Origin of the sequence: Pseudonocardia halophobica, from assembly GCF_050948485.1 — a bacterium.
Classification (GTDB): domain Bacteria; phylum Actinomycetota; class Actinomycetes; order Mycobacteriales; family Pseudonocardiaceae; genus Pseudonocardia; species Pseudonocardia halophobica.
This window is the reverse complement of the sequence record NZ_CP192046.1, coordinates 5,010,751-5,032,796: the sequence shown is the minus strand read 5'-3', so window position 1 is coordinate 5,032,796 and position 22,046 is coordinate 5,010,751. Positions and strand designations below refer to the sequence as shown.

General features: G+C 70.7%; 21 protein-coding genes. 19 read left to right on the top strand and 2 right to left on the bottom strand.

Annotated features, from left to right (window positions below):
- Positions 1–44: 44 nt before the first annotated feature.
- From ACQP04_RS23840 to ACQP04_RS23765, 16 genes are all read left to right on the top strand, one after another.
- A complete protein-coding gene (locus ACQP04_RS23840; RefSeq protein ID WP_433502794.1) occupies positions 45–1,247 on the top strand; it encodes an ABC transporter substrate-binding protein in 1,203 nt (400 codons plus the stop codon).
- Between the two features lie 32 nt (positions 1,248–1,279).
- Positions 1,280–2,185: a carbohydrate ABC transporter permease gene (locus tag ACQP04_RS23835; RefSeq protein WP_433502793.1), complete on the top strand. Its 906-nt coding sequence runs from the start codon at positions 1,280–1,282 to the stop codon at positions 2,183–2,185.
- Positions 2,182–3,015 carry a carbohydrate ABC transporter permease gene (locus tag ACQP04_RS23830; protein ID WP_433502792.1) on the top strand — a complete coding sequence of 278 codons (834 nt, stop codon included), beginning with the start codon at positions 2,182–2,184 and terminating at the stop codon, positions 3,013–3,015. The genes ACQP04_RS23835 and ACQP04_RS23830 overlap by 4 nt, the downstream gene beginning before the upstream one ends.
- An 8-nt stretch (positions 3,016–3,023) precedes the next feature.
- Positions 3,024–4,220, top strand: a complete 1,197-nt coding sequence (locus ACQP04_RS23825; protein WP_433502791.1) for an ABC transporter ATP-binding protein — start codon at positions 3,024–3,026, stop codon at positions 4,218–4,220.
- 53 nt (positions 4,221–4,273) lie between these two features.
- Positions 4,274–4,495 (top strand): acetyl-CoA carboxylase biotin carboxyl carrier protein subunit, encoded by a 222-nt coding sequence (locus tag ACQP04_RS23820; protein WP_433502790.1) that lies wholly within the window; start codon positions 4,274–4,276, stop codon positions 4,493–4,495.
- A gap of 376 nt (positions 4,496–4,871) precedes the next feature.
- Entirely contained in the window at positions 4,872–6,488 is a 1,617-nt protein-coding gene (locus ACQP04_RS23815) for an ABC transporter substrate-binding protein (RefSeq protein WP_433502789.1), read from the top strand.
- A gap of 2 nt (positions 6,489–6,490) precedes the next feature.
- Positions 6,491–7,438 carry an ABC transporter permease gene (locus ACQP04_RS23810; RefSeq protein ID WP_433502788.1) on the top strand — a complete coding sequence of 316 codons (948 nt, stop codon included), beginning with the start codon at positions 6,491–6,493 and terminating at the stop codon, positions 7,436–7,438.
- Positions 7,435–8,352, top strand: coding sequence for an ABC transporter permease (locus tag ACQP04_RS23805; protein WP_433502787.1), 918 nt, complete (start codon positions 7,435–7,437; stop codon positions 8,350–8,352). Before ACQP04_RS23810 ends, ACQP04_RS23805 begins: the two co-directional genes overlap by 4 nt.
- Before the next feature lie 70 nt (positions 8,353–8,422).
- Positions 8,423–9,421, top strand: coding sequence for an ABC transporter ATP-binding protein (locus ACQP04_RS23800; protein WP_433502786.1), 999 nt, complete (start codon positions 8,423–8,425; stop codon positions 9,419–9,421).
- Positions 9,418–10,281: an ATP-binding cassette domain-containing protein gene (locus tag ACQP04_RS23795; protein ID WP_433502785.1), complete on the top strand. Its 864-nt coding sequence runs from the start codon at positions 9,418–9,420 to the stop codon at positions 10,279–10,281. The genes ACQP04_RS23800 and ACQP04_RS23795 overlap by 4 nt, the downstream gene beginning before the upstream one ends.
- Before the next feature lie 6 nt (positions 10,282–10,287).
- The gene (locus ACQP04_RS23790; protein WP_433502784.1) at positions 10,288–11,124 is read left to right on the top strand and encodes an SDR family NAD(P)-dependent oxidoreductase; all 837 of its coding nucleotides are present in this window, start codon (positions 10,288–10,290) and stop codon (positions 11,122–11,124) included.
- Positions 11,121–11,975, top strand: a complete 855-nt coding sequence (locus ACQP04_RS23785) for an enoyl-CoA hydratase/isomerase family protein (RefSeq protein ID WP_433502783.1) — start codon at positions 11,121–11,123, stop codon at positions 11,973–11,975. Before ACQP04_RS23790 ends, ACQP04_RS23785 begins: the two co-directional genes overlap by 4 nt.
- Entirely contained in the window at positions 11,965–13,077 is a 1,113-nt protein-coding gene (locus ACQP04_RS23780; protein WP_433502782.1) for an acyl-CoA dehydrogenase family protein, read from the top strand. The genes ACQP04_RS23785 and ACQP04_RS23780 overlap by 11 nt, the downstream gene beginning before the upstream one ends.
- Before the next feature lie 10 nt (positions 13,078–13,087).
- On the top strand, positions 13,088–14,371 hold the full coding sequence (locus ACQP04_RS23775) for an acyl-CoA dehydrogenase family protein (RefSeq protein ID WP_433502781.1): 1,284 nt from the start codon (positions 13,088–13,090) through the stop codon (positions 14,369–14,371).
- Positions 14,371–15,201 carry an SDR family NAD(P)-dependent oxidoreductase gene (locus ACQP04_RS23770; protein ID WP_433502780.1) on the top strand — a complete coding sequence of 277 codons (831 nt, stop codon included), beginning with the start codon at positions 14,371–14,373 and terminating at the stop codon, positions 15,199–15,201. The genes ACQP04_RS23775 and ACQP04_RS23770 overlap by 1 nt, the downstream gene beginning before the upstream one ends.
- Positions 15,202–15,227: 26 nt before the next feature.
- Positions 15,228–16,037, top strand: a complete 810-nt coding sequence (locus tag ACQP04_RS23765; protein WP_433502779.1) for an enoyl-CoA hydratase/isomerase family protein — start codon at positions 15,228–15,230, stop codon at positions 16,035–16,037.
- 44 nt (positions 16,038–16,081) lie between these two features.
- On the opposite strand, the gene ACQP04_RS23760 is transcribed toward ACQP04_RS23765, so the two are convergent.
- Together ACQP04_RS23760 and ACQP04_RS23755 are read right to left on the bottom strand one after the other, a co-directional pair.
- Positions 16,082–16,387 (bottom strand): hypothetical protein, encoded by a 306-nt coding sequence (locus ACQP04_RS23760; RefSeq protein ID WP_433502778.1) that lies wholly within the window; start codon positions 16,385–16,387, stop codon positions 16,082–16,084.
- Positions 16,388–16,492: 105 nt separating this feature from the next.
- Positions 16,493–17,884: a FadR/GntR family transcriptional regulator gene (locus tag ACQP04_RS23755; RefSeq protein ID WP_433502777.1), complete on the bottom strand. Its 1,392-nt coding sequence runs from the start codon at positions 17,882–17,884 to the stop codon at positions 16,493–16,495.
- 243 nt (positions 17,885–18,127) lie between these two features.
- Here ACQP04_RS23755 and ACQP04_RS23750 point away from each other — a divergent pair, with 243 nt between their 5' ends.
- From ACQP04_RS23750 to ACQP04_RS23740, 3 genes are read left to right on the top strand one after another with little or no spacing between them, the layout of a single operon-like run.
- Positions 18,128–19,369 (top strand): CaiB/BaiF CoA transferase family protein, encoded by a 1,242-nt coding sequence (locus ACQP04_RS23750; RefSeq protein ID WP_433502776.1) that lies wholly within the window; start codon positions 18,128–18,130, stop codon positions 19,367–19,369.
- Complete coding sequence (locus ACQP04_RS23745) at positions 19,366–20,679, top strand: CaiB/BaiF CoA transferase family protein (protein ID WP_433502775.1); 1,314 nt, start codon at positions 19,366–19,368, stop codon at positions 20,677–20,679. Before ACQP04_RS23750 ends, ACQP04_RS23745 begins: the two co-directional genes overlap by 4 nt.
- A gap of 11 nt (positions 20,680–20,690) precedes the next feature.
- Complete coding sequence (locus ACQP04_RS23740; RefSeq protein ID WP_433502774.1) at positions 20,691–21,701, top strand: LLM class flavin-dependent oxidoreductase; 1,011 nt, start codon at positions 20,691–20,693, stop codon at positions 21,699–21,701.
- The last annotated feature ends 345 nt before the right edge of the window (positions 21,702–22,046 follow it).

Below are 22,046 nucleotides of genomic sequence, written 5' to 3'. Positions count from 1 at the left end.
CACGAGTCCCGAGGTTGCTCGGGGCCCTGGCGGCAGTAGCGGCGATGCTCGGTCTGGCCGCCTGCGGCGGCTCGGACAGCTCCGCCGCCTCCGCGGGTGGACCGATCACCTACGCGGACTGGCAGATGGAGGGAGCCGGGCGTGGCGCGGCGCTGAAGTCCGCGGTGGAAGGCTTCGCGACCTCGCCCGGTGGCGGCCCGATCACCGCCGAGCAGATCGCGTTTCCGCAGTTCCAGGACACGTTGCTCACCCAGCTCGGCGGTGGGAACGGCCCTGACGTCTTCAACCTCACCGTCGACGACTTCTACAGCCTGCAGTCCCAGGGTCTGCTCGCCGACATCGGCGACGTCGTGCAGCGACCGTCGTCGGACTTCATCGAGCCCGACCGCTATGCCTTCGTCGACGGGAAGCGCTACGGCGTGATCCACAGCGTCCAGAACTACGCGCTGTTCATCAACAAGGAGCTCTTCGCCAAGGCCGGTCTCACGCCGCCGACGACGTACGAGGAGTTCCGGGTAGCCGCTGCCACGCTCACCACCAGCGACACCTTCGGCTTCGCGCTGCGGCACAGCATGAGCGATGAGGCGGGCTGGTGGTACGACCTGTCGAACTGGGTGTACGGCTTCGGCGGCCGCTGGTCGTCCGACGACGGCACTCCCACGGTCAACAGCCCGGCGGTCGTCGACGCCGTCACGCAGTTCGCGGACATGGTGAAGAGCAAGGATCACCCCTATGGCAGTGACGGGGCCACCAACCGTCGGATGTTCTGGGAGAACAAGCTCGCCATGATGATCGACAACGCGGCGGTGCCGGCGAACCTGCTGGGAGAGAACCCGAACCTGCAGCTCGAGGTCGTCCCCGTGCCGTTCCCGACGAAGTCCACGGTCATCATCCCGATCTTCACCGTGCAGAACGTCGACACGAAGCAGCCCGAACAGTCCGGCAAGTTCCTCAACTACTTCCTCAGCCAGCCCGTGCAGGATCAGCTGACGACCGCGACCAGGGGCAACATCCTCGCCACGTCGACCGCTCCTCCCCAGGACCTGCTGGCCGCCAGCCCGTGGTTGAAGACCTTCTCGGACGGGACGAAGGACGCGGTCCTGGCTCTGCCGACCGGCTTCGAGACCAACGCCGCCGAGTTCCGGACGACCGTGCTGCGCGAGGTCGACCAGGTCATCACGAACGGCAAGCCGGTCCAGCAGGCCCTGGACGACGCGCAGGCCGCGGTCGGGGGCCTGAAGAGGTGACGCTCGCCGAGGCACCGACGTCGGTGACGCCCGTGCGACGGACTCCCGTCCGTCGCACGGGCGGTTTCGGCCTGGCCCTCGTCATGCCGACCGTGGTGCTGCTGCTGCTCGTCCAGGCCTACCCTCTGGTGGAGGGACTGCGCCTGAGCTTCACCGAGACGTCCTTGGCACGGCCACGCGCGGGACGCGCGGTCGGGCTGGACAACTACGCCGAGCTGCTCGGTGATCCGCGCCTGCTGCACGTGCTCTGGGTGACGTTGGTGTACACGGTGGCGTCCGTCCTCGGATCGCTCGCCCTGGGACTCGTCGCGGCCCTCGTGATGAACCTCGGCTTCCGAGGGCGTGGCGTGCTCCGATCGATCCTCACGGTGCCGTGGGCGGCGCCCGGAGTGGCGACCGCCCTGGTCTTCATCTGGATGTTGGATGGCCAGTACGGCGTGACGAACTACGTCCTGACGTGGCTCCCGTTCATCGAGGACTACCAGCGGTGGTTGAGTGATCCTGCCCTCGCCATGCCCGCCGTCGTGGCGGTGACGGTCTGGAAGGTCTTCCCGTTCGCGGCCATCGCCCTCCTCGCGGCGCTGCAGTCCATCCCGGGCGAGCTCTACGAAGCCGCCAAGGTCGACAAGGCGTCGGCCTTCAACCGGTTCCGCCAGGTCACGATGCCGGGGATCACCGCGACGCTGCTGACGCTCGCGCTCTTCCTCACGATCTGGTCGTTCCGTCGCTTCGAGATCATCTGGCTGCTGACGGGGGGTGGTCCGGTCGACGCGACGAACACGCTGATGATCGACCTGTACCGCGAGAGCTTCCGGAACCGGCAGTTGGGCTACGGCTCGGCGATCGGCATGCTCGGCCTGCTCCTCTCCGTGGGAGCGGCGATCCTGTACTTCTTCGTGAGCCGCAGGCTCGGTCGGCGCTACGGAGGGACGGCATGACGATCTTCGGCCGGTTCGGGCTCGTCGGGAAGCTCCTCGGGGTCCTCGTGCTCTGCGTCCTCTGCGTCTTCCCCGTCTACTGGATGTTCGTCACCGCCACCCTCCCGACCGCCCGGCTCTTCGACCGGACACCGGTCTTCTGGCCGGACCTGGGCAACCTCTCGGTGTTCGTCGACGTCGTCACCCAGACCCCCATGGCAGCGTGGCTGCTCAACTCGACGCTCATCGCCGTCGGCACCACGATCGTCAGCGTGGCCTTCGGCGTCACGTGCGGGTACGCCCTGTCGCGTATCCGCTTCCGCGGACGCGGCGTGCTGGGGTTCACGCTCTTCGTCACGCAGATGCTGCCGGAGGCACTGCTCGTCGTGCCGCTCTACGCCGTGTTCGCGGCCGTGGGTCTGCTCAACGACCTCGGTGGCCTCGTGATCGTGAACGCGGCGTTCGTCCTCCCGATCGTCGCATGGATGATCAAGGGTGCGGTCGACGCCGTTCCCGCCGAGATCGAGGAGGCCGCGCGGGTGGACGGGTGTCCCCGCCTGGCCGTCCTTCGTTTCGTGGTCCTGCCTGTCATCAAACCGTCGGTCGCGGCGGCGGCTGTGCTGGCGTTCTTCGCTGCATGGAACGAGTACCTGTTCGCGGCGACGTTCGCGACCGACGACGCCGTGAAGCCGACCTCGGTGGGCCTGACGACCTTCATCGGCGAGTACTCGACGCCGATCAACGTCGTGATGGCGGGTTCGCTGCTCTACGCGCTACCCGCCGTGGTCTTCTTCATGCTCCTGCAACGTCATGTCGTCAGCGGCCTGGGCGCCGGCGCGGTGAAGGGATAGGTGGGCCGATGGGCCGCATCGAGATCCGGGGCGTCACGCGGCGCTTCGGGGCCACGACCGCACTCGACGACGTCGATCTCGTGGCCGAGGACGGCGAGTTCCTGGTCCTGCTCGGCCCGTCCGGCTGCGGAAAGTCCACCCTCCTGCGGATGATCGCCGGGCTGGACACGCCGACCTCCGGACGCATCGCCGTCGACGGCGAGGACGTCACGGACCGGGCGCCCGGGGAGCGTGATCTCGCCGTCGTGTTCCAGTCGTATGCGCTCTATCCACACATGACCGTCCGCCGCAATCTCGCCTTCCCCCTGCTCATGGACGACTTCCGGTGGTGGCACCACATCCCGTTGCTCGGCTCGGCGTTGTACCGGCGCGAGCGAACCGACCGGGAAGTCGCGGAGCGGGTCGAGCGAGCCGCGGAGATGCTTGCGATCACGGAACTGCTCGACAGGCATCCCCGCACGTTGTCCGGGGGCCAGCGGCAGCGCGTAGCACTCGGTCGAGCCCTGGTGCGCGACCCCGTCGCGTTCCTCATGGACGAGCCGCTCTCCAACCTGGACGCCAAGCTGCGCTCGGAGACGCGCTACGAGATCCTCGCCCTGCATCAGCGGACCGGGCGCACCGTCGTCTACGTCACCCATGACCAGGTCGAGGCCATGACCATGGGAACCCGTGTCGTCGTGCTGCGCGACGGTGCGGTTCAGCAGCAAGGCCCGCCGGCCGAGATCTACCGTGACCCCGCAACGGTCTTCGTCGCCCGCTTCCTCGGCAACCCACCGATGAACATCGGGCCGGGGGAGTGGGATCCGGGCAACGGGCTCCGGTGGTGGGGTGGCCGACTGCCGTGCCTGCCCGAGCCCGGCCTCTCGGTCGCCGGCGACACGCTCGTCGGCGTGCGGGCCGAGGACCTCGTGCTCCGCTCGGACGTCGGGTTGATCGACGAACCCGGCTTCCGAGGAACCGTCGAGCTCCACGAGGAGATCGGACACGAGACCCTGGTTGCGGTCACCCCCCTCGCGGACGACACGTCTGCGGCGGTTCACCGGGCGCGGATCTTCGTCCGGCACGTCGGTGACGCACCCGAGGTGGGGGCCGGGGTCAGAGTGACGGTGCGTGACGGTGGCCGGATCACGCTGTTCGACCCGGTCACGGAGGAGCGTCTCGGTGCTGCCCACGGGGCGGGCATCCCGTCGTCCCTCGGGTCCTGAGCCCGAGCCGACAGAAGCACATCAGCAGAACTCGACAAAGGAGGACGGATCTGATGGTGCCCGCGCGGGCTGACGTGACCGGGAGCGTCGTACTGGTGAAGGTCGCCGTGGGCGACACGGTGGAGGCGGACCAGGAGATCATCATCCTGGAGTGCATGAAGATGGAGATCCCCGTCCTCGCGCCGGTTGCCGGCATCGTCGAGCGCGTCGACGTCGCGCCTCACGATTCCGTGAAGGAGCGGCAGGTCGTCGCCGCCATCCGCGAGGAGCGGTAGCGGGACGCCATCCAGGCGCCACCGGCTCCGCACCCGGAGCTGGACGCTCCGCATCTGACGAGCGCGGCGTGGTTCGGCTTTCTGGGGTTGGGGGATCGCCTTGCGCCACAGGACCGACGTGGTCACCTGCTCGGTATCCTGCTGGTGAATCCAGCTGTCCTCGGCCTTGGGTTCCGCCTGTGGCTCCACCTGCCGAAGGGGTTTGACCTGAGGTTCCTTTCTTGTGAGTAGCTGGATCGACAAGCCTGACGCCGAAAAAAAGATATCCTAGTTCTCTTCCCTCGAGCTGCAGGCGCCCGCTATGGTCGCAACAGTCGCTCCGTCTCGCTCACCGTCCACAAGCGACTCATCCCCTCAACGTGGAGGAGTGGTCCGCATGTCGCGACCCTGGATCTCGCGTGCCCGAATGCTGGTCGCCGCAGTCGCAGTGACCGTCCTGGCTGCATGTGGCAGCACGGGCGGTGGAGCTCCCGCCGCGCCGTCCTCCCAGCCCGCGGGGGAGCCCGATGTCAACGCCAGCGCGGTGTTCGCCTATGCGATCGGCCCCTCGACCCTGGACCCCGCCAAGAACACCCAGCGCGGCGGCCCCGATCTCTACCTGTTGCCCTTGTACGACCGCCTGACCCGAATGGGGACGGACTACTCGGTGCAGCCGATGCTGGCGACCGAGTGGACGTTCGCCCCGGACGGCAGCACGCTCACCCTCAAGCTCCGACCCGACGCCACCTTCGCCGACGGCTCGAAGATCGACGCCGCTGCGGTCAAGGCGAATCTCGACCGGATGCGCTCGATCCCCGGCGGGGTGAGTGTCGCCTCGCTGAAGCCGATCACGAACATCACCGCGGCCGACGCCACGACCGTTGTGATCGACCTGCAGAAGGGCACCGGAGCCCAGCTGCCGGTGCTGTTCGCCGAGAACACCGGCATGATCATGAATCCGAAGGCCTTCGCGGACCCGAACGCCGACCTCACCACGAGCATCGGGGCCGGTAACGAGTCCGGGCCCTACACCCTGGCCGCGATGCAGCCCGGGCCCGGCGGCAAGATCGACTATGCCCGGCGGACCGACGTCGCGAACTACTGGGACAAGGACGCGGCGAAGATCGCCAAGTTCACCTGGCTGAACATCCCCACCGCAGCGCAACGGATCAACGCGGTCCAGGCCGGGGACATCACGATGGGCCAGGTCACCGGTGTCGACGTCGCCCGGGCCAAGCAACTCGTCGACAGCGGGCAGGTCGCGGGGGAGTTCTTCCGGCAGCCGCTGATCGACCAGGTGTTGTGGCTGCAGGCCTCCCGCCCGCCGCTGGACAACGTGAAGGTGCGGCAGGCGATCCAGCTCGCGTTCAACCGGGACGCGATCAACCAGGGCCTGTTCAGCGGCAACTGCACGCCGACGGCTCAGGACTATCCCGCGGGCACGCACTGGGCGTCGAGCCCGGAGCTGGCCCAGCTGAACCCCTACGACCCGGAGAAGGCCAAGCAGCTGATCGCCGAGTCCGGCGTCGGCGTTCCCAAGTTCACCCTCTACGCCTCGGAGACCTGGAAGGCCCAGGGACAGGCCGTGCAGCAGGCGCTGCGGGACGTCGGGATGGACGTGACGCTGGCGGTCGACACCCGCGCACCGGGCGGCCCGACCTTCGCGAAGGGTGACTTCGACGCCCAGCAGGGTGCGTTCGTGATCAGCACGGACCCGGCTCAGCTGGTCAACGACCTGTACTTCGCCAACGTCAACCTGGTGCCGCAGGCCGACCGGGCTCCGTACGAACCGCTGCTGGCCAAGGTCGGGGACCCGACGCTGAGCCGCGACGAGCGGGCGAAGGCCTTCGACCAGATCGCACAGATGCTCTACGAAGGCGCCTACTCGGTGCCGCTGTGCTACGGCTCGCAGGTCTGGCTGACGGACGGCACGGTCGGGAACCTGCACACGATGCCCGGCACGGACATGGGTCTGGTCGACGTCCGGTACCTCTACATCGCTCCGAAGAAGTAGCCGTGCTGAAGCTCGTCGGACGGCCGCTGCTCGCCCTGATCCCGACCCTGCTCGTCGTCACGTTCGCCGTCTTCCTGCTGGTGGAACTCGCACCCGGGGACGCCGCTCACGCCCTGGCCGGCGAGAACGCGCCGCAGGAGGTGGTCGACGCGATCACCGCGGAGCTGCACCTCGACCAGCCACTGCTGGTGCGGTACGGGGAGTGGCTCTGGGGGGCGCTGCACGGCGACCTCGGACGGTCGTACCTGTCGAACCAGCCGGTGTCCGATCTGCTGCTGGAGAAGCTGCCGGTGACGCTGTCGCTCGGCGTCCTCTCGCTCGTGCTCGCGGTGCTCCTCGGGTTCGTCCTGGGGATCCTCGCGGCCCGGTGGCCCGGTGGCCTCGTGGACCGCACGGTCACCACGGTCTCGTCGGTGATGCTGGCGATCCCCTCCTTCTGGCTCGCCCTGGTCCTGGTCCTGCTCTTCGCGGTGACCAGGAACTTCTTCCCGACGATCGGCTACACCCCGCTCGGGGAGAGTCCGACGGACTGGTTGCACCACCTGACGCTGCCCGCGATCGCCCTGGCCATGAACCCGGCCGCGACGATCGCATTGCAGCTGCGGTCCGCGATGATCGCCGAGGAGGGCAGCGACTACCTGATGGCGGCTCGCGCAAAGGGCCTCACGGTCCCGAACCTGCTGTACAAGCACGCCCTGAAGAACGCAGCCGTGCCGGTGGTCGCAGTCCTCGGCTTCCGGATCGCCGCCCTGCTCGGCGGCACGGTGATCATCGAGACCATCTTCGTGTTGCCCGGGCTCGGGCTGCTCGCCCAGCAGACGGCGCTCAACCAGGACGTCCCGGTCATCCTCGGCATCGTCACCGTCACCACCCTGTTCGTGATGGTGGTGAACGTCCTGGTCGACGCCTCCTACGGCCTGATCAACCCGAAGCTGCGAGGTGCGCGATGAGCGACGGTGTCCTCGTCGGTCCCACCCTGACCCCGCCGGCTGCCGCGCCGACCCGCGCGGTACCGCGGCGCGGGCGCGTGCTGCGCCGACTGCTCCGCCAGCCCGTGGCCACCGGCGCGCTGGTGTTCCTGCTGCTGGTGGTGCTGGTAGCGGTCCTGGCGCCGTGGATTGCACCCTATGACCCCGACCAACAGGACCTGATCGGGCGGTTGGCGCCGCCCTCGGGCGCTCATTGGCTCGGCCAGGACGACTTCGGCCGGGACGAGCTCTCCCGACTCATGTTCGGTGCGCGTATCTCGCTGCTCGCGTCCCTGCAGGCGGTCGGGATCGGGGTGCTCGTCGGGGTGACCGGAGGACTGCTGGCCGGGTTCGTCGGCGGCCGGCTCGACGGGCTGTTGGGCAGGCTGGTCGACATCCTCATGGCCGTCCCGGGGCTGCTGTTCGCCATCACCGTCGTCGCGGTGCTCGGACCGGGACTGACGACCGCGATGCTCGCTGTCGGGCTGCTGCTCGCACCCCCACTGTTCCGGGTCTCCCGCGCGACGACCCGCGCCGTGCGGGAGGAGACCTACATCGAGGCTTCCCGGGCTCTCGGATACTCCACTCGCCGCACCGTCTTCCACCACGTTCTGCCCAACATGGTCGCGCCGGTGCTGGTGCAGATCACGATCCTCCTCGGCCTGGCGATCACGATCGAGGCGAGCCTGAGCTTCCTCGGACTCGGCGTGCAGCCGCCGACCGCGACCTGGGGCTCGATGCTCTCGGACGCCAACGCCTACATGGCCCAGGCGCCCCACCTCATCTACGTGCCCGGCGCGATGATCGCCGCGACCGTGCTGGCGTTCTCGCTGCTCGGCGACGGTCTGGCCCGAGCACTCGGCACCTCCCGCTTCGCGGTGACGGAGAAGTCATGAGCGAGCTTGCGAGCGAATCGTGGGCACAGCGCCTGCGCGAAGCGCCGACCTCGCGCAGCGAGGGAGAGCAATGAGCCTGCTCAGCATCCGCGACCTGACGGTCTCCTTCCGCGGCCCCCGCGGCTGGACCCCGGTGATCGACCGGGTGTCGTTCGACGTCGAGGCGGGATCCGTCGTCGGCCTTGTGGGGGAGTCCGGTTCGGGGAAGACCGTGACGGCGCTGAGCGCGCTCGGGCTGACGCGCACCCAAGGCGCCCGGGTGAACGGACAGGTGCTCTTCGACGGCGAGGACCTCACCGCGATGAGCGAGAAGGAGCTGTCGACCCGGCGCGGCCGCTCCATCGGAATGATCTTTCAGCAGGCGATCCGCACCCTGGACCCGGCGTTCACGGTCGGCGAGCAGATCGCCGAGGCGGTGCGCCGGCACGAGGGTCTGTCCCGGTCGGCGGCCTGGGCCCGCGCGGTGGAGATGCTGGACCGGGTGCACATCCCGCGGGCCGCCGAGCGCGCGAAGGAGTACCCGCACACCTTCAGCGGCGGGATGTGCCAGCGCGCGATGATCGCGATGGCGCTGGCCTGCTCGCCCCGGTTGGTGTTCGCCGACGAGCCCACCACCGCCCTGGACGTCACCGTGCAGTCCCGGATCCTGGCGCTGCTGCGGGAGATCCAGCGCGAGACCGGCGTCGCCATCGTGTTCATCAGCCACGACCTGGGCGTGATCGCCGAGCTGGCGCAGCGGGTCGTGGTCATGTACGCGGGGCAGGTCGTGGAGCGGGCGACCGTGGAGGACCTGTTCCTGCGGCCGCGGCACCCCTACACCGCGGGCCTGCTCGGCTCGATCCCGGCCGTCGGGCGCGGTCGCCGCCTGGTAAGCATCCCTGGCGTCGTGCCGCCCCCCGGTGGCATGCCCGTCGGCTGCCGGTTCCATCCACGGTGCGCGCACGAGCAAGCCGGCCTGTGCGACGCGACGGCGCCGGAGCTCGAGCTCGGCGACGCGGCCCGTTGCCTGCGGACCGGCGAGCTCGACCTGCGGGGCATCACCCTCGACCCGGTCGGGGGTGTCCGGTGAGCCTGCTGGAGGTCGAGGGGCTGGTGAAGCGGTACCCCGTGCGGCAGGGCTTTCTCGGCCGCGCCAAGGAGTGGTTCACCGCGGTCGACGACGTGACGTTCACCGCCGAGCGGGGCGAGACCGTGGCGCTGGTGGGGGAGTCGGGGGCGGGGAAGTCCACGACCGGCCGGCTGGTGCTGCGCCTGATCGAGCCGGACGCGGGCACGGTCCGGTTCGACGGCGTGGACGTCACCACGCTCGACCGGGCCGGGCTGCGCCGGATGCGCCTGCGGATGCAGATGATCTTCCAGGACCCGTACAGCTCGCTGGACCCGCACCTGCCGGTCGGGGAGTCGGTCGCGGAGCCGCTGGCCGTGCACTTCGGCATGGGGCGCACGGACCGGCTGCGGCGCACGGCCGAGCTGCTCGACGTCGTCGGGATCTCCTCGGACGTGGCGGAGCGGTACCCCGCCGAGCTCTCCGGCGGACAGCTTCAGCGCGCCGCGATCGCCCGGGCCCTGACGATGAAGCCGGACCTCATCGTCGCCGACGAGCCGGTGGCGGCGCTCGACGTGTCCGTGCGGGCCCAGGTGCTCAACCTCATGTACGACCTGCAGGCCGAGTTCGGCCTGACCTACCTGTTCATCACCCACGACCTGTCGCTGGTCGAGGTGATCGCCGACCGGGCGATCGTCATGTCCACCGGCCGGATCGTGGAGCAGGGGCCGGTGGCGTCGCTCTTCGCGGCGCCGCGCGAGGCCTACACCCGGGCGCTGCTCGACGCGATTCCGCGCCCCGTGCCGCTTTCACTGCGCCGACAGCCCGTGCGCCCGGACCCGGAGCCGGACCTCGAACCCGCCCTCGAAGCCGCGAAGGACTGAGAACTCATGACCGACCCAGGACCGTTCGAGATCCGCGGCCGCACCGCGGTCGTCACCGGGGCCGGCAGCGGCATCGGGGAGGGCCTTGCCCGTGCGCTCGCCGCCGAAGGCTGCTCCGTGGTGGTGTCCGACGTCGAGGGCGACCGTGCGGCCGCCGTGGCGGCGGACATCGGACCGTCGGCGCTCGGCGTGCGCACCGACGTCGCGGACCGGGACTCGGTGGCGGAGCTGGCCGCGGCGGCGCGGGACCGGTTCGGCGCCGTGCACCTGCTCTTCAACAACGCGGGCGTGTCCTACCACCGGCGCGGGATCCACGCGACGTACGAGGACTGGCAGTGGGTGTTGGGGGTGAACCTCTGGGGCGTCGTCCACGGGGTCACCGAGTTCCTGCCCGCGATGCTGGAGTCCGGCGAGGACTGCCACATCGTGAACACGGCCTCGATGAACGGGATCGTGCCCAGCGCGCACAGTGCGATGTACTCGGCGTCGAAGTACGGGGTCGTCGGGCTGACCGAGACCCTGCACAACGAGCTTCAGGGCACTCGGGTCGGTGTGACCGCGCTCTGCCCTGCGGGCGTCACCACCAGGATCACGGACTCGGTGCGCAACCGACCGGACTGGGCCGCGCAGGCGGACGGGACGCGGCCGCCGCACGCGCCCAGCTCGTCCTTCGACATCTCGCCGCCCCTGCAGCCCGCCGAGGTCGCGCAGCTGACCCTCGACGGGGTGCGGAACCGGGCGCTCTACGTCTTCACCGATCCGAAGGTGCAGGCGCTCCTCGAGGCTCATCACGCGACGATGCTGGCGGCGTTCGCGCCGCTCACCGCGGCGGCCGCCGGATGACCGCCGGGGAGTACACGGGCTTCACCGTGGACGTGTCCGAGGGCATCGCGGAGATCACGCTGGGCCGCCCCGACCGGCTCAACGCGCTGTCCATCCCGGCGCGCCGCGACCTCGTCGAGGTGCTCACCGCCTGCCAGCTCGACGACGCCGTGCGGGTCGTCGTGCTCACCGGGACCGGCCGCGGCTTCTGCGCCGGGATGTGGCTCGGCGGGCTCGACGAGGGCGAGGCTCCCACGCTCGTCCCGCCGGTCGCGGCCGGGCACAAGGCGCCGGTCAACCTCGCCGCGCAGCTGCGGACCTACAGCCAGGAGCTGGCCCGCACGATCCGCAGGCTGGACAAGCTCACGATCGCCGCGGTGAACGGGTACGCCGTGCAGATCGGCCTGAGCATGGCGCTGGCCTGCGACTATGTGCTCGTCGCGAGATCGGCCACGCTCGGCAGCGGCACGTTGCGGATGGGCTACCAGCCGGACGAGGGTGGGCACTGGCTGCTGGTCGAGCACCTCGGCGTGAAGCAGGCGCTGGATTTCGTGATGCGCAAGCGGATGGTCGACGCCGAGGAGGCGGTTCGGCTCGGGCTCGCCACCGAGACCGTCGACGACGCCGACCTGGGCAAGCGTGCCCGTGAGCTGGCCGCCGAGCTGGCCGCCGGCCCGCAGGTGGCGATGCGGCTGCTCAAGCGGGCCGTCTACAACGCCGCGCACCAGACGCTGGACCAGGCGGGCGACGACATCGCCGTCCGCACCGCGATCAGCGACTTCCACCCGGACGCCCGCGACGGGGCGAAGGCGTGGCTGCGCAAGGAGACCCCGACGTTCAACCGGTGGCTGGAGGAGCCCGATGGATCGTGAGCTGGCGGGCGACCGGCTGTTCTTCCAGCAGAACACCCGGCGCTTCCTGGAACGCGAGAGCCCGCTCGAGGCGGTGCGTGCGCTGCACCCCGGCGGCCCCGGCTTCGACGCCGGATGGTGGCGGAAGGGCGCCGAGCTGGGCTGGACCTCGCTGCTCGCCACCGAGTCCGACGGCGGCGGGAGCCTCTCCGACGGCCCGCTCGCGGACGCCGTGATCGTGGCCGAGGAGGGCGGCCGGATGGTGGTCCCGGGGCCGTTCCTGCCGGTCAACGTGGTGATCGCGGCGTTGACCCGGGCCGGGAGCGCCGAGCAGCGCGAACGGCTGCTGCCCGGGTTGCTCGCGGGCGAGACCGTCGCGGCCTGGGCCCGCGCGGAACCCGACGACGGCCTCGCCACGCGGGCGGAGGTCGACGGGGACGCGGTCGTGCTGGACGGGGTGAAGGACGTCGTGGAGGCGGGGGACGCCGCCGAGGTGTTCCTGGTCGTCGCCCGGAGCGTGGACGGGATCGCCCAGGTCCTCGTGCCGCGGGACGCTCCCGGCGTCACCGTGGAGCCCTGTCGCAGCCTCGATCTCGTGCGGCGCTTCGCCCGCGTCCGGTTCGACGGCGTCCGGCTCCCGCTCGATGCGGTGCTCGGTACGCCGGGCGGCGCCGAGGCCGACGTCGAGCATCTGCTGCAGGTCGCGCTGACCCTGCAGACCGCCGAGTCGGTGGGCGCGATGGACCGCGCCTTCGAGTTCACTTTCGCCTACCTCGGCGACCGGCACGCCTTCGGCCGCCCCATCGGCTCCTACCAGGCGCTCAAGCACCGGGTCGCCGACATGCTGCTGGTGCTGGAGTCGGCCAAGGCCACCGCGGACGGCGCGGCCCGCGCGGTCGATGCGGGCGATCCCGAGGCGGGGCGGCTGGTCCGGGTGGCCGCCGCATACGTCAAGGACGCCGCGCCGCGCTTCGTGCAGGAGTGCGTGCAGCTGCTCGGCGGCATCGGGGTGACCTGGGAGCACGACGTGCACCTCTACCTGCGCCGGGTCACGGTCAACCGCGCGGTCCTGGGCACGCCCGAGCGGCTCCGCGAGCAGATCTGCGTCCGGCTGGGCGTGTGAGGGGGAGACGATGACGAGTACCGCAGCACGGTCGGAGACCGATCGCGCGGACGAGCCGCTCGAGGACTTCCGGGCCCGTGCCCGGGCCTTCCTCGCGGCCGAGATGCCCCCGCAGCGGGAGGGCGCGGGTCCCGTCGGGATGGCGGAGGCGCGCCGCCTGCAGGCCGTGCTCTTCGACGGCGGGTTCGCCGGCATCGCGTTCCCCCGCCGCTACGGGGGAGCGGGGCTGACGCTGGACCACCAGGCCGTGTTCGCCCAGGAGGCGGCGGGCTACCGGATGCCGTTCCCGCTGGCGGTGTCGGTGGCGATGATGGCGCCGACCCTGCTCGACCACGGGTCGGACGAGCTCAAGGACCGGCACCTGCCGCGGATGCTGCGCGGGGACGAGGTGTGGCTGCAGCTGCTGTCCGAGCCCTCCGGCGGCTCGGACATGGCGGGCGCGCTCACCCGCGCGGTCCAGGTGGGCGACGAGTGGGTGATCAACGGTGCCAAGATCTGGACCACCGGCGCCGACCAGGCGCACTACGGTATGTGCCTGGCCCGCACGGATCTCGACCGGCCGAAGCACACGGGGCTGTCCATGTTCGCGGTGCCGCTCGACGCCCCCGGCGTGCGGATCGAGCCGATCGTGTCCGCGCACGGCGGTGCGGCGCATTTCTTCCAGGAGTTCCTGGACGAGGTCACGCTGCCCGCGGGGAACCTGATCGGCCCGCTCAACGACGGCTGGAGCGTGGCGCACTCGCTGCTCTACCACGAGCGCAACGCCACGGCGGGCGTCGGGCACGGCCGCGGCTACCGTGCGGAGTCCGATGCCGGCGAGGCCGACGGCTCCGGTGTGGACGACCTGGTCGCGCTGGCCAGGAGGGCCGGGACGCTGCAGGACCCGGCGGCCCGGCAACTACTGGCCGAGGCGCACATCGCGGCGGTCGTGTCCCGGCAGGTCAGCGACCGGGTGATGACCGGGCTGCGGATCGGTGCCCTGCAGGGCGACTGGGGCTCGCTGCTGAAGCTGGGCATGGGGATCGACGCCCCGCGCCGCGGCGAGATCGCGCTGGCACTCGGTGGCGCGGCCGGGGTGGTCTGGCCCACGGAGGCGGGCGACAACCTCGACGCGCACTCGGTCCGGTGGCTCACGAGCCGCTCGATCGCGATCGCGGGGGGCACGAACGAGATGCAACGCAACATCGTCAGCGAGCGGCTGCTGGGCATGCCGCGCGAGGCCGCCGCGGATCGCGGCGTGCCTTTCCGGGAGGTGCTCGCCCGCCGGGCTGAGCGCCGGAAGCAGGGGGAGTGATGCCGTCACTCGACTCCCGCGCCGTCGTCGTCACCGGGGGAGGGTTCGGCCTGGGTCGGGCCTATGCCCTGGCCGCGGCGGCCGAGGGCGCCGCTGTGCTGGTCAACGACATCGACGGGGACCGCGCCAAGGCTGTCACCCAGGAGATCGTGGACGCGGGCGGGCGCGCCGCCGCCCATCCCGCGACGGTGACCGACCTCGACGCGGCGCACGGGATCGTCGCGGCCTGCGTCGCCGAGTTCGGGCACGTCGACGGCCTGGTCAACAACGCCGGCGTCATCGCACACGGTGATCCGTGGGCGGTCACCGCGGAGGAGATCCGGCACCTCGTCGATGTCAACGTCGTGGGCGTACTGAACGCCGGGATCGCCGCGATGTCGGCGATGCGCGGGCAGGGTGGCGTGATCGTCAACGTCACCTCGGGCGGCCACCTCGGCATGCCGGGGCTGGCTCTCTACGGGGCCACGAAGGGCGCGGTCGCCTCGCTCGTCTACGGCTGGGCGATCGACCTGGCCGGCACCGGCATCCGGGTCACCGGGTTCTCGCCGCTGGGCCGCTCGGGGATGGGCACCTCGGACGCGCTGCCCGAGGCCGAGCACGTCGCCCCGGCCGTCGCCTACCTGCTCTCGGACGCCGCAGCGCCGCTGCACGGCCAGGTCGTGCGGTTCGACGGGACCCGGCTCAGCCTGCTCCGTCCGCCGGCCTATGCCGAGCCCGTGGTGACCGCCGACCCTGGGTGGTCTGTTTCGGCCGTCGCCGACGCGGTGCGCGACACCCTCGCCGCCACCACCCATCCCATCGGCCATCCGCCCGTCCGACCGGTCGCCTGACCGGCCCGCCCGCGAAAGGACCCCCAATGACGGCGATCGACCCGGACAGCTACACCGGTCTGATCCTGCGTAAACAGGGCCGAGTGCTGCACGCCGAGCTCCACAACCCCGGCCGCAAGAACGCCCTGAACCACACGATGATCCAGGAGCTGCACCGGCTCTGGACCGAGGTGGACGAGGACGACGACGTGCACGTGGTCGTCCTCTCCGGACACGGCGACGCCTTCTGCGCGGGCATCGACCTGCGCAACCTCTCGCAGACATCGGGGCCCGAGAAGAACTCGTCCAAGCGGCTGTCGGTGAAGGGGCCGCGCGACACCTTCTGGCGGATGCTGGACTGCGAGACGCCGATCATCTCCAAGGTCCGCGGCCCCGCCTACGGGCTCGGCGTCAACATCTGCCTGAGCGCCGACATCGTGATCGCATCAGAGAACGCGCGGTTCTGCGACTCGCACGTGAAGAACGGGATCGCCCCGGGAGACGGCGGGGCCGCGCTGTGGCCACTGCTGATCGGCTTCCACCGGGCGAAGGAGTACATCATGCTCGGCGACCCGATCCCGGCGCAGAAGGCCGCGGACATCGGGCTGATCAACTACTGCCTGCCGGACGAGGAGCTCGACGCCTTCGTCGACAAGATGGCCGACCAGCTTGCCCACGGCGCGCCGATGGCGATCGCCTTCGCCAAGCTGTCCGTCAACGTCATGCTCAAGCAACTCATGGCGGGCGCCTTCGAGACGTCGATGGCCTACGACATGCTCACGCTGAAGTCGAACGACGTGAAGGAGGGGGCCACGGCGTTCGTGGAGAAGCGGGCACCCCGGTTCACCGGGACCTGACCGGGTGCGGCGCCGCGGGGACCCTGCGGCGCCGCACTGCGCGCTCAGTCCGACGAGGGAAGGGTCTTCGCCTGCACGGGCTCCAACGGCTCTGCGCCCACGGCGAGCGAGCCCGCGCCCGCCTTCGTACACAGCAGCTCCAGGCCGGAGTCCGGGTGACCGTAGCGCTTGCCGACCAGGGTGCCGCCTGCACGCGCCGCATCCGGGGTGCCCGTGGCGGCCCCGCCCGTGAGGTCCGCGACCGGGGCGCCACCACAGGTCAGCTCGATCTCGGTACTAGGCGGTCGGACCACGACGAACTGCCCCTCGCAGGTCGTGCTCCGCAGTCGCTGACCCGGCTTGAGCATCATCAGGGGCCTCCTCGCGCGTGGACTCCCGCCCATTAGATACCCTATTTCGCCGTTCTGGAAGAGGTCATGACTGCTAGAACGCTTGCCATCGCAGTACCAGTACGGTCAATTGGTGGCGGCCTGGTCGCGCTCGGCGGTTCCGGCGTGCGGCCGGACGACGGGCCGCACCTGCTCGAGGTGGTCCCGCATGAGGGTCTGCGCGGCGGTGGCGTCGCCCGCCTCGATCGCGTCGATGATCTCGGTGTGCTCGCGGTCCACCCAGCGACGCATAGCCGGGTCCGGCTGCACACCGCGAGTCTCGGTCAGTCGCATGAGCGCGAGTTGGAAGAGCCAGATGGCGCGGTTGCCGGCCGCCTCCGCGAGTTGGCCGTGCCAGCCGTGGATGGCGCGCCCGGCCCTGCCCTCGACCTGACGGTGCGCCTCGAGCGCCGCGCGCAGCCCCGCGACCACCGCCCGGTCGGCGGACCGCGCCAGTCGGTCGACGATCGCCAGCTCCAGCGCCGCGCGTACCTCGAACAGGTGTGCCGTGTCCACACCCTCGTAGTCGAGATGGATGGCGAGCGACTCGGCCACGGCGTCGGCCGACGGCACGGCGACGAACAGCCCGCCACCGGGGCCACGTCGGGTGCGGACGACCTGGTGGAACTCCAGCAGCCGCACCGCCTCGCGGACCACCGCCCGGCTGGCGTCGTACCGGTCCGCGAGGATGAGCTCCGAGCCGACGTGGCGGTCGACGGGCCAGCCCTGGTCGATGATGTCGGTGAGGATCTCGGCGGCGATCACGCTGGCGAGCTTGGCCGCCGGCTTACCGCTGGACATGTCGCCGAAGGTCGGCGTGCGCCGGACCTTCCGGGTGGTGAGGTAGCCGGTGACCCGGTCGAGGTGGTCGGCCATCTCCCGGCCGGCGAGCTGCGGATCCCCCGCGCCGACGGCGTCGACGATCCGCCGGTGGGACGACTCCGCCGCCCGCCGTTCCCGGCGGATCTGGGCGTGCGAGCGCCGCTCCGACGCCGAGTACCAGCTCGTGACCTGGACGAGGATTCGGGTGAGCAGCTCGAGCGCGGGGTTCGCCGAGAGGGACGCGAGGCGGCCGTGCAGATCCGTCCAGGGCTCGTCGCCCTCCTCGGCGCTGTGCTCGGCCAGGCCGGCGGCGAGGGCCTCGTGCTCCGCCGGCTTGGCGTGCCGAGCGGCGAGCTCGGCCGCACGTCGCTCGATGATCGTGCGCGCCTCCAGCATCTCGGCGACGCCGACCTGCGCGTAGGCGAAGTAGACCATCGCAGCCGTGCCGACCGCCGTCTCGTCGGGGGCCGTGACCATGAGCCCGCCGCCCGAGCCCGCCTTCATGCGCGCGACGCCCAGGTACTCCAGCAGCCGGATCGCCTCTCGCACGACGGCGCGGCTCACGCCGTGCCGGAGCACCAGTTCGGTCTCGGTGCCGATGATTTCGCCGACCGGCCAGCCGCGCTCCATGATGTCGAGCCGAATCCGCCTAGCCACCCGGTCGACCAGGCGGGGGCCAACCTGGCGGGCGGTCGTCATCTCGGGTCGCCCGGCGGGACGGGGCGCGGCGACCAGCGGGCTGCGCTGCGGAACTGCTGCACGAGAGCCTCTTCCACCCGGGGTCACCTGACCGACGACCCGAGGAGTCTAGCGAACCGGTCGACCGGGTCCGGCGACCGTAATTAAACAGCCTAGTTGAGTCAAGACATAGCTATTGCCCCAGATGAGAGGGAGACTTCGGTGGTGACAAGTGGACCTGATCCGTCATCGGCAGTGCCGCCTCTCGACGGTGTTCACGTGGTCGACCTGAGCCAGGGCGTCGCCGGCCCGTTCTGTGCCGAGCTCCTGGGTGAGCAGGGTGCCACCGTGACCAAGGTGGAGCCGCCGGGAGGGGATCCGACGCGTCGCCGGGGCCCGTTCCCCGGCGATCGGCCCGATCCGGAGTGCAGTGGGCTCTTCCTGCACCTCAACCGGCACAAGCGCGGGATCGTCGTGGATCCCGGCAGCCCCGACGGCGTCGATCTGCTGCGCCGGCTCGTCGCGGCGGCCGACGTGGTCGTCGACTCCTGGACCCCGGGTGCTGCGCCCACCGGGCTCGAGCCCGAATCGCTCCGCGCCCAGCGACCGGACCTCGTGGTCACCTCGGTCACGCCGTTCGGCCAGACCGGGCCGTACCGCGATTACCAGATGACGGAGATCGTCGCGTTCGCCATGGGTGGGCCGATGAACTCCAGCGGGTTGCCCGACCGGGAGCCGGTCAAGATGGCCGGCGACGTCGTGCTGATGCAGAGCGGGTGCACGGCGGCCTCGGCGACCCTGGGTGCGCTGTGGCACGCGCAGGAGCGCGGCGTCGGCCAGCACGTCGACGTCGCGACGTACGAGACCCAGAACGGCAGCCTCGACCGGCGGCGCTACTACCTGCTGTCCTACCAGTACTCCGGCTACGTCACCCAGCGCGCGCACAAGGTCGGCGCGGCCCGGATCGCGATCGGCGGCCGGTTCCCGACCAAGGACGACCGCATGATCACCACCGGCGCGGTGTGGGCGGCGCACCTGCCACGGATGGTGGACGTGCTGGGGGACAGCGAGCTGCAGCGACGCTTCGCCGAGCGCGGAGAGACGCTGGTCGTCGAGGAGCCGGAGTGGATCAATGCTGCCATCGCGGCCTGGGCAGCGGGTCGCACGGCGCGCACCGCGATGCGGGAGGCGCAGCGCGCCGGCTGGCCGGTGGTCGTGGTCAACGACCCGAAGACCCTGCTGAGCGACGAGCACCTCGTCGCCCGAGGCTTCTGGGTCCGCGGCGGATCGCCCGTCGGTCCGATCCCGTACTGCGGTCCCGGCTGGCGGGTGACCGACGATCCCGTTCCCGCGGTTCGCGAGGCGCCACGACTCGGGGAGCACACCGACGAGGTCCTCTCCCAGGTGCTCGGCCTCGATGCGGCGCGGATCGCCGAGCTGCGGGAGAAGGAGGTGATCGCGTGACCGGGGTGCACGGTGTACCGAGCCCGGACGGCATCGCGGACTTCGGGCCCCTGCAGGGCATGCGGATCCTCGACCTCACGGCTGCGCTGGCGGGCGCCTTCGCGACGATGCTCCTCGCGGACATGGGCGCCGAGGTCATCAAGATCGAGTCCGTTCAGCACTACCCGACACCGAGCCGTGGGCCGCGCAACCCACCGCGGGGCGATGCGCCGGGCGCCGTCGCCGCGAGCCGGGACTACCCGGACTCCGACCCCGGGGAGGACCCGTGGAACCGCTTGTCCTGGTTCAACTCCCACTCTCGCAACAAGCGCAACGCCACGATGGACATCACCAGGCCGGAGGGGCGCGAGCTGTTCCTGCGCCTGGTCGAGGTGTCCGACGGACTGGTCGAGAACAACGCTGCGGGTCTGCTGGAGAAGCTCGGTCTTCCACCCGAGGTGCTGCTCGAGCGCAACCCGCAACTCGTCGTGGTCCGCATGCCGCCGCTGGGATCCACGGGCCCGGACGCGAACGCGACCGGCTTCGGCTGGCACTTCGAGGAGCTGGCCGGGTTCCTGGAGGTCCAGGGCTATCCCGACGGGCAGTCCGTCGGCTCGATCTTCATGGACGGATCCAGTGGTCCGGCCGGGGCGAACGCCTTCCTGACGGGCCTGTTCCGCAGGAGGCGCACCGGCAGCGGCTGCGTGGTCGAGGTCGGGCAGGTCGAGAACATGATCGTCCACATCGGTGACCTCGTGATGGACGCCGTGCTCAACGACCGGGTCCCGGCCCGCGACGGCAACCGCTCGCCGGACTTCGCCCCGCAGGGTGTGTACCCCTGTGCCGGGCCGGACGACTGGGTGGTCCTCAGCGTGCGCGACGAGCGGGACTGGGAGGCGCTCCGGAGCCTGGTCGGGGACCCGGCACTCGCCGACCCCGCCCTCGAGGCCGTCGACGAGCGCAGACGACGGCACGACGAGATCGACGCCGTGCTCGCCCGGTGGACCCGGACGCAGTCGAAATTCGACCTCTTCCACGCACTGCAGGGCGTCGGCATCCCGGCCGGGCCCGTGATGGACGAGGCCGACGCGACCTCCGACCCGCAACTGCACGAGCGGGGCTTCTTCCACCTCCTCGAACACCGCCGTGCGGGCTGGCACTTCCATCCCGGGGCCAACGTGCAGCTCACCGGCACCCCGACGCAGATCGTTCGGGCCGCACCGATCACCGGACAGGACAACGAGTACGTCTACAGGTCCGTCCTGGGCGTCGACGACGAGGAGTACGCCGCGCTTGTGCGGGCCGGTCACGTCGGCGACACCTACCTGTGAGGAGGCCACACATGGACCGCACGACCCCTGCGCTCGCCCTGGCGTTCAACCTGCGCGCTCCAGCGTGGGGCCCTCCCGCGGAAGAGCTCTACGCCGCCGCCGTCGACATGGCCGAGTGGGCCGACGAGCTGGGCTTCGACGAGATCCTTCTCAGCGAGCACCACGTGACCGACGACGGCTATCTTCCCTCGCCCATCGTGATGGCAGCGGCGATCGCGAGCCGCACACGCCGGATCCGACTACGGCTGTCGGTAGTCCTGGCGACCTTGATGCACCCGGTGCGCCTGGCAGAAGACCTGGCCGTGCTCGACGTCCTGTCTCGCGGACGGCTGACCGTCGCGCTCGGCGCCGGCTATCGCAAGGAGGAGTTCCTCGCGTTCGGGGTGAACTGGAAGCGCAGGCCCTCGATGATGGTCGAGACCGTCGAGACGCTGCGCGCGGCGTGGACCGGCGAGGCCTTCGACTTCCGCGGCGCCCGTGTCCGCGTACTGCCACGCCCGGTTCAGCCCGGCGGGCCGCCCCTGCTGATCGCGGGCACGTCAGAAGGGGCGGCGCGCCGGGCCGCAAGGTTGGGCGTGGGCTGGGAGCCTCTCGGCGGTCAGTTCGTGGCGGAGTACCGTGACGAACTCGCCCGCCTTGGCAACCCGACCCCGCCGGACGAGGCGCCGGCAGCCGCGCATCCGCCCTTCGTCCATGTGGCCGAGAATCCGGCGGCCGCCTGGGCCGTCGTCGGCAAGCACGTGCTGCACAACGTCAACGAGTATGCGAGCTACGCGCGGCGCAAGGATCTCACGCCGTTCCAGGCAGTGTCGGACCCCGACGAGTTGCTGGCGACCGGCGCAGCCGTGGTCCTGACCCCGCCCGAGTGCGTGGACCTGCTCCGGAGGATCGGCCCCGAGGGACGGTTCCGGTTGAACCCGCTCGAAGGCGGGATCCCGCCGCAGACGGCCTGGGAGAGCCTGCGACTTGTCGAACGAGAGGTGCTGCCGGCGGTGCGGGCCAGCGCGCCCGTCGCGACCTGACAGCCACACCCTCGACGCCGGGCGCGCTCTGCGACGACCTGGCCGGGTCGTGGGGTTATGCGAGGCAGTCCATTGAGGCTGTCGCGACGCGCGTTAGTGGTGGGAGAGAGCGAAGCCCCAGCCGGGCGTTCGGGACTGCCCAGGGTTCGGTTGACTCCTGGCCTGTGAGGACGTGCTCCTCGCTGGAAGGATCGACATCGTGCACGGCCTGCAGGAGGGCTGCGCCGCCGGACGCTTCGGCGGGGAAGAGTTTCATCTCGGTGATCTCACGCTCGGCAAGGGCCATCATCTCCGAGACGGTTGAGTGCCGTCCAAGGGGGCCGGAGAGGGATATCTCATCAGCGC

Excerpts from the sequence above, each read along its gene's own strand:
- ACQP04_RS23825 (WP_433502791.1), top strand. The coding sequence starts at position 3,024 with ATGGGCCGCATCGAGATCCGGGGCGTCACGCGGCGCTTCGGGGCCACG.
- ACQP04_RS23770 (WP_433502780.1), top strand. The coding sequence starts at position 14,371 with ATGCCGTCACTCGACTCCCGCGCCGTCGTCGTCACCGGGGGAGGGTTC.
- ACQP04_RS23840 (WP_433502794.1), top strand. The coding sequence starts at position 45 with ATGCTCGGTCTGGCCGCCTGCGGCGGCTCGGACAGCTCCGCCGCCTCC.
- ACQP04_RS23800 (WP_433502786.1), top strand. The coding sequence starts at position 8,423 with ATGAGCCTGCTCAGCATCCGCGACCTGACGGTCTCCTTCCGCGGCCCC.
- ACQP04_RS23830 (WP_433502792.1), top strand. The coding sequence starts at position 2,182 with ATGACGATCTTCGGCCGGTTCGGGCTCGTCGGGAAGCTCCTCGGGGTC.
- ACQP04_RS23785 (WP_433502783.1), top strand. The coding sequence starts at position 11,121 with ATGACCGCCGGGGAGTACACGGGCTTCACCGTGGACGTGTCCGAGGGC.
- ACQP04_RS23790 (WP_433502784.1), top strand. The coding sequence starts at position 10,288 with ATGACCGACCCAGGACCGTTCGAGATCCGCGGCCGCACCGCGGTCGTC.
- ACQP04_RS23780 (WP_433502782.1), top strand. The coding sequence starts at position 11,965 with ATGGATCGTGAGCTGGCGGGCGACCGGCTGTTCTTCCAGCAGAACACC.
- ACQP04_RS23765 (WP_433502779.1), top strand. The coding sequence starts at position 15,228 with ATGACGGCGATCGACCCGGACAGCTACACCGGTCTGATCCTGCGTAAA.
- ACQP04_RS23815 (WP_433502789.1), top strand. The coding sequence starts at position 4,872 with ATGTCGCGACCCTGGATCTCGCGTGCCCGAATGCTGGTCGCCGCAGTC.
- ACQP04_RS23740 (WP_433502774.1), top strand. The coding sequence starts at position 20,691 with ATGGACCGCACGACCCCTGCGCTCGCCCTGGCGTTCAACCTGCGCGCT.
- ACQP04_RS23805 (WP_433502787.1), top strand. The coding sequence starts at position 7,435 with ATGAGCGACGGTGTCCTCGTCGGTCCCACCCTGACCCCGCCGGCTGCC.
- ACQP04_RS23820 (WP_433502790.1), top strand. The coding sequence starts at position 4,274 with ATGGTGCCCGCGCGGGCTGACGTGACCGGGAGCGTCGTACTGGTGAAG.
- ACQP04_RS23760 (WP_433502778.1), bottom strand. The coding sequence starts at position 16,387 with ATGATGCTCAAGCCGGGTCAGCGACTGCGGAGCACGACCTGCGAGGGG.
- ACQP04_RS23775 (WP_433502781.1), top strand. The coding sequence starts at position 13,088 with ATGACGAGTACCGCAGCACGGTCGGAGACCGATCGCGCGGACGAGCCG.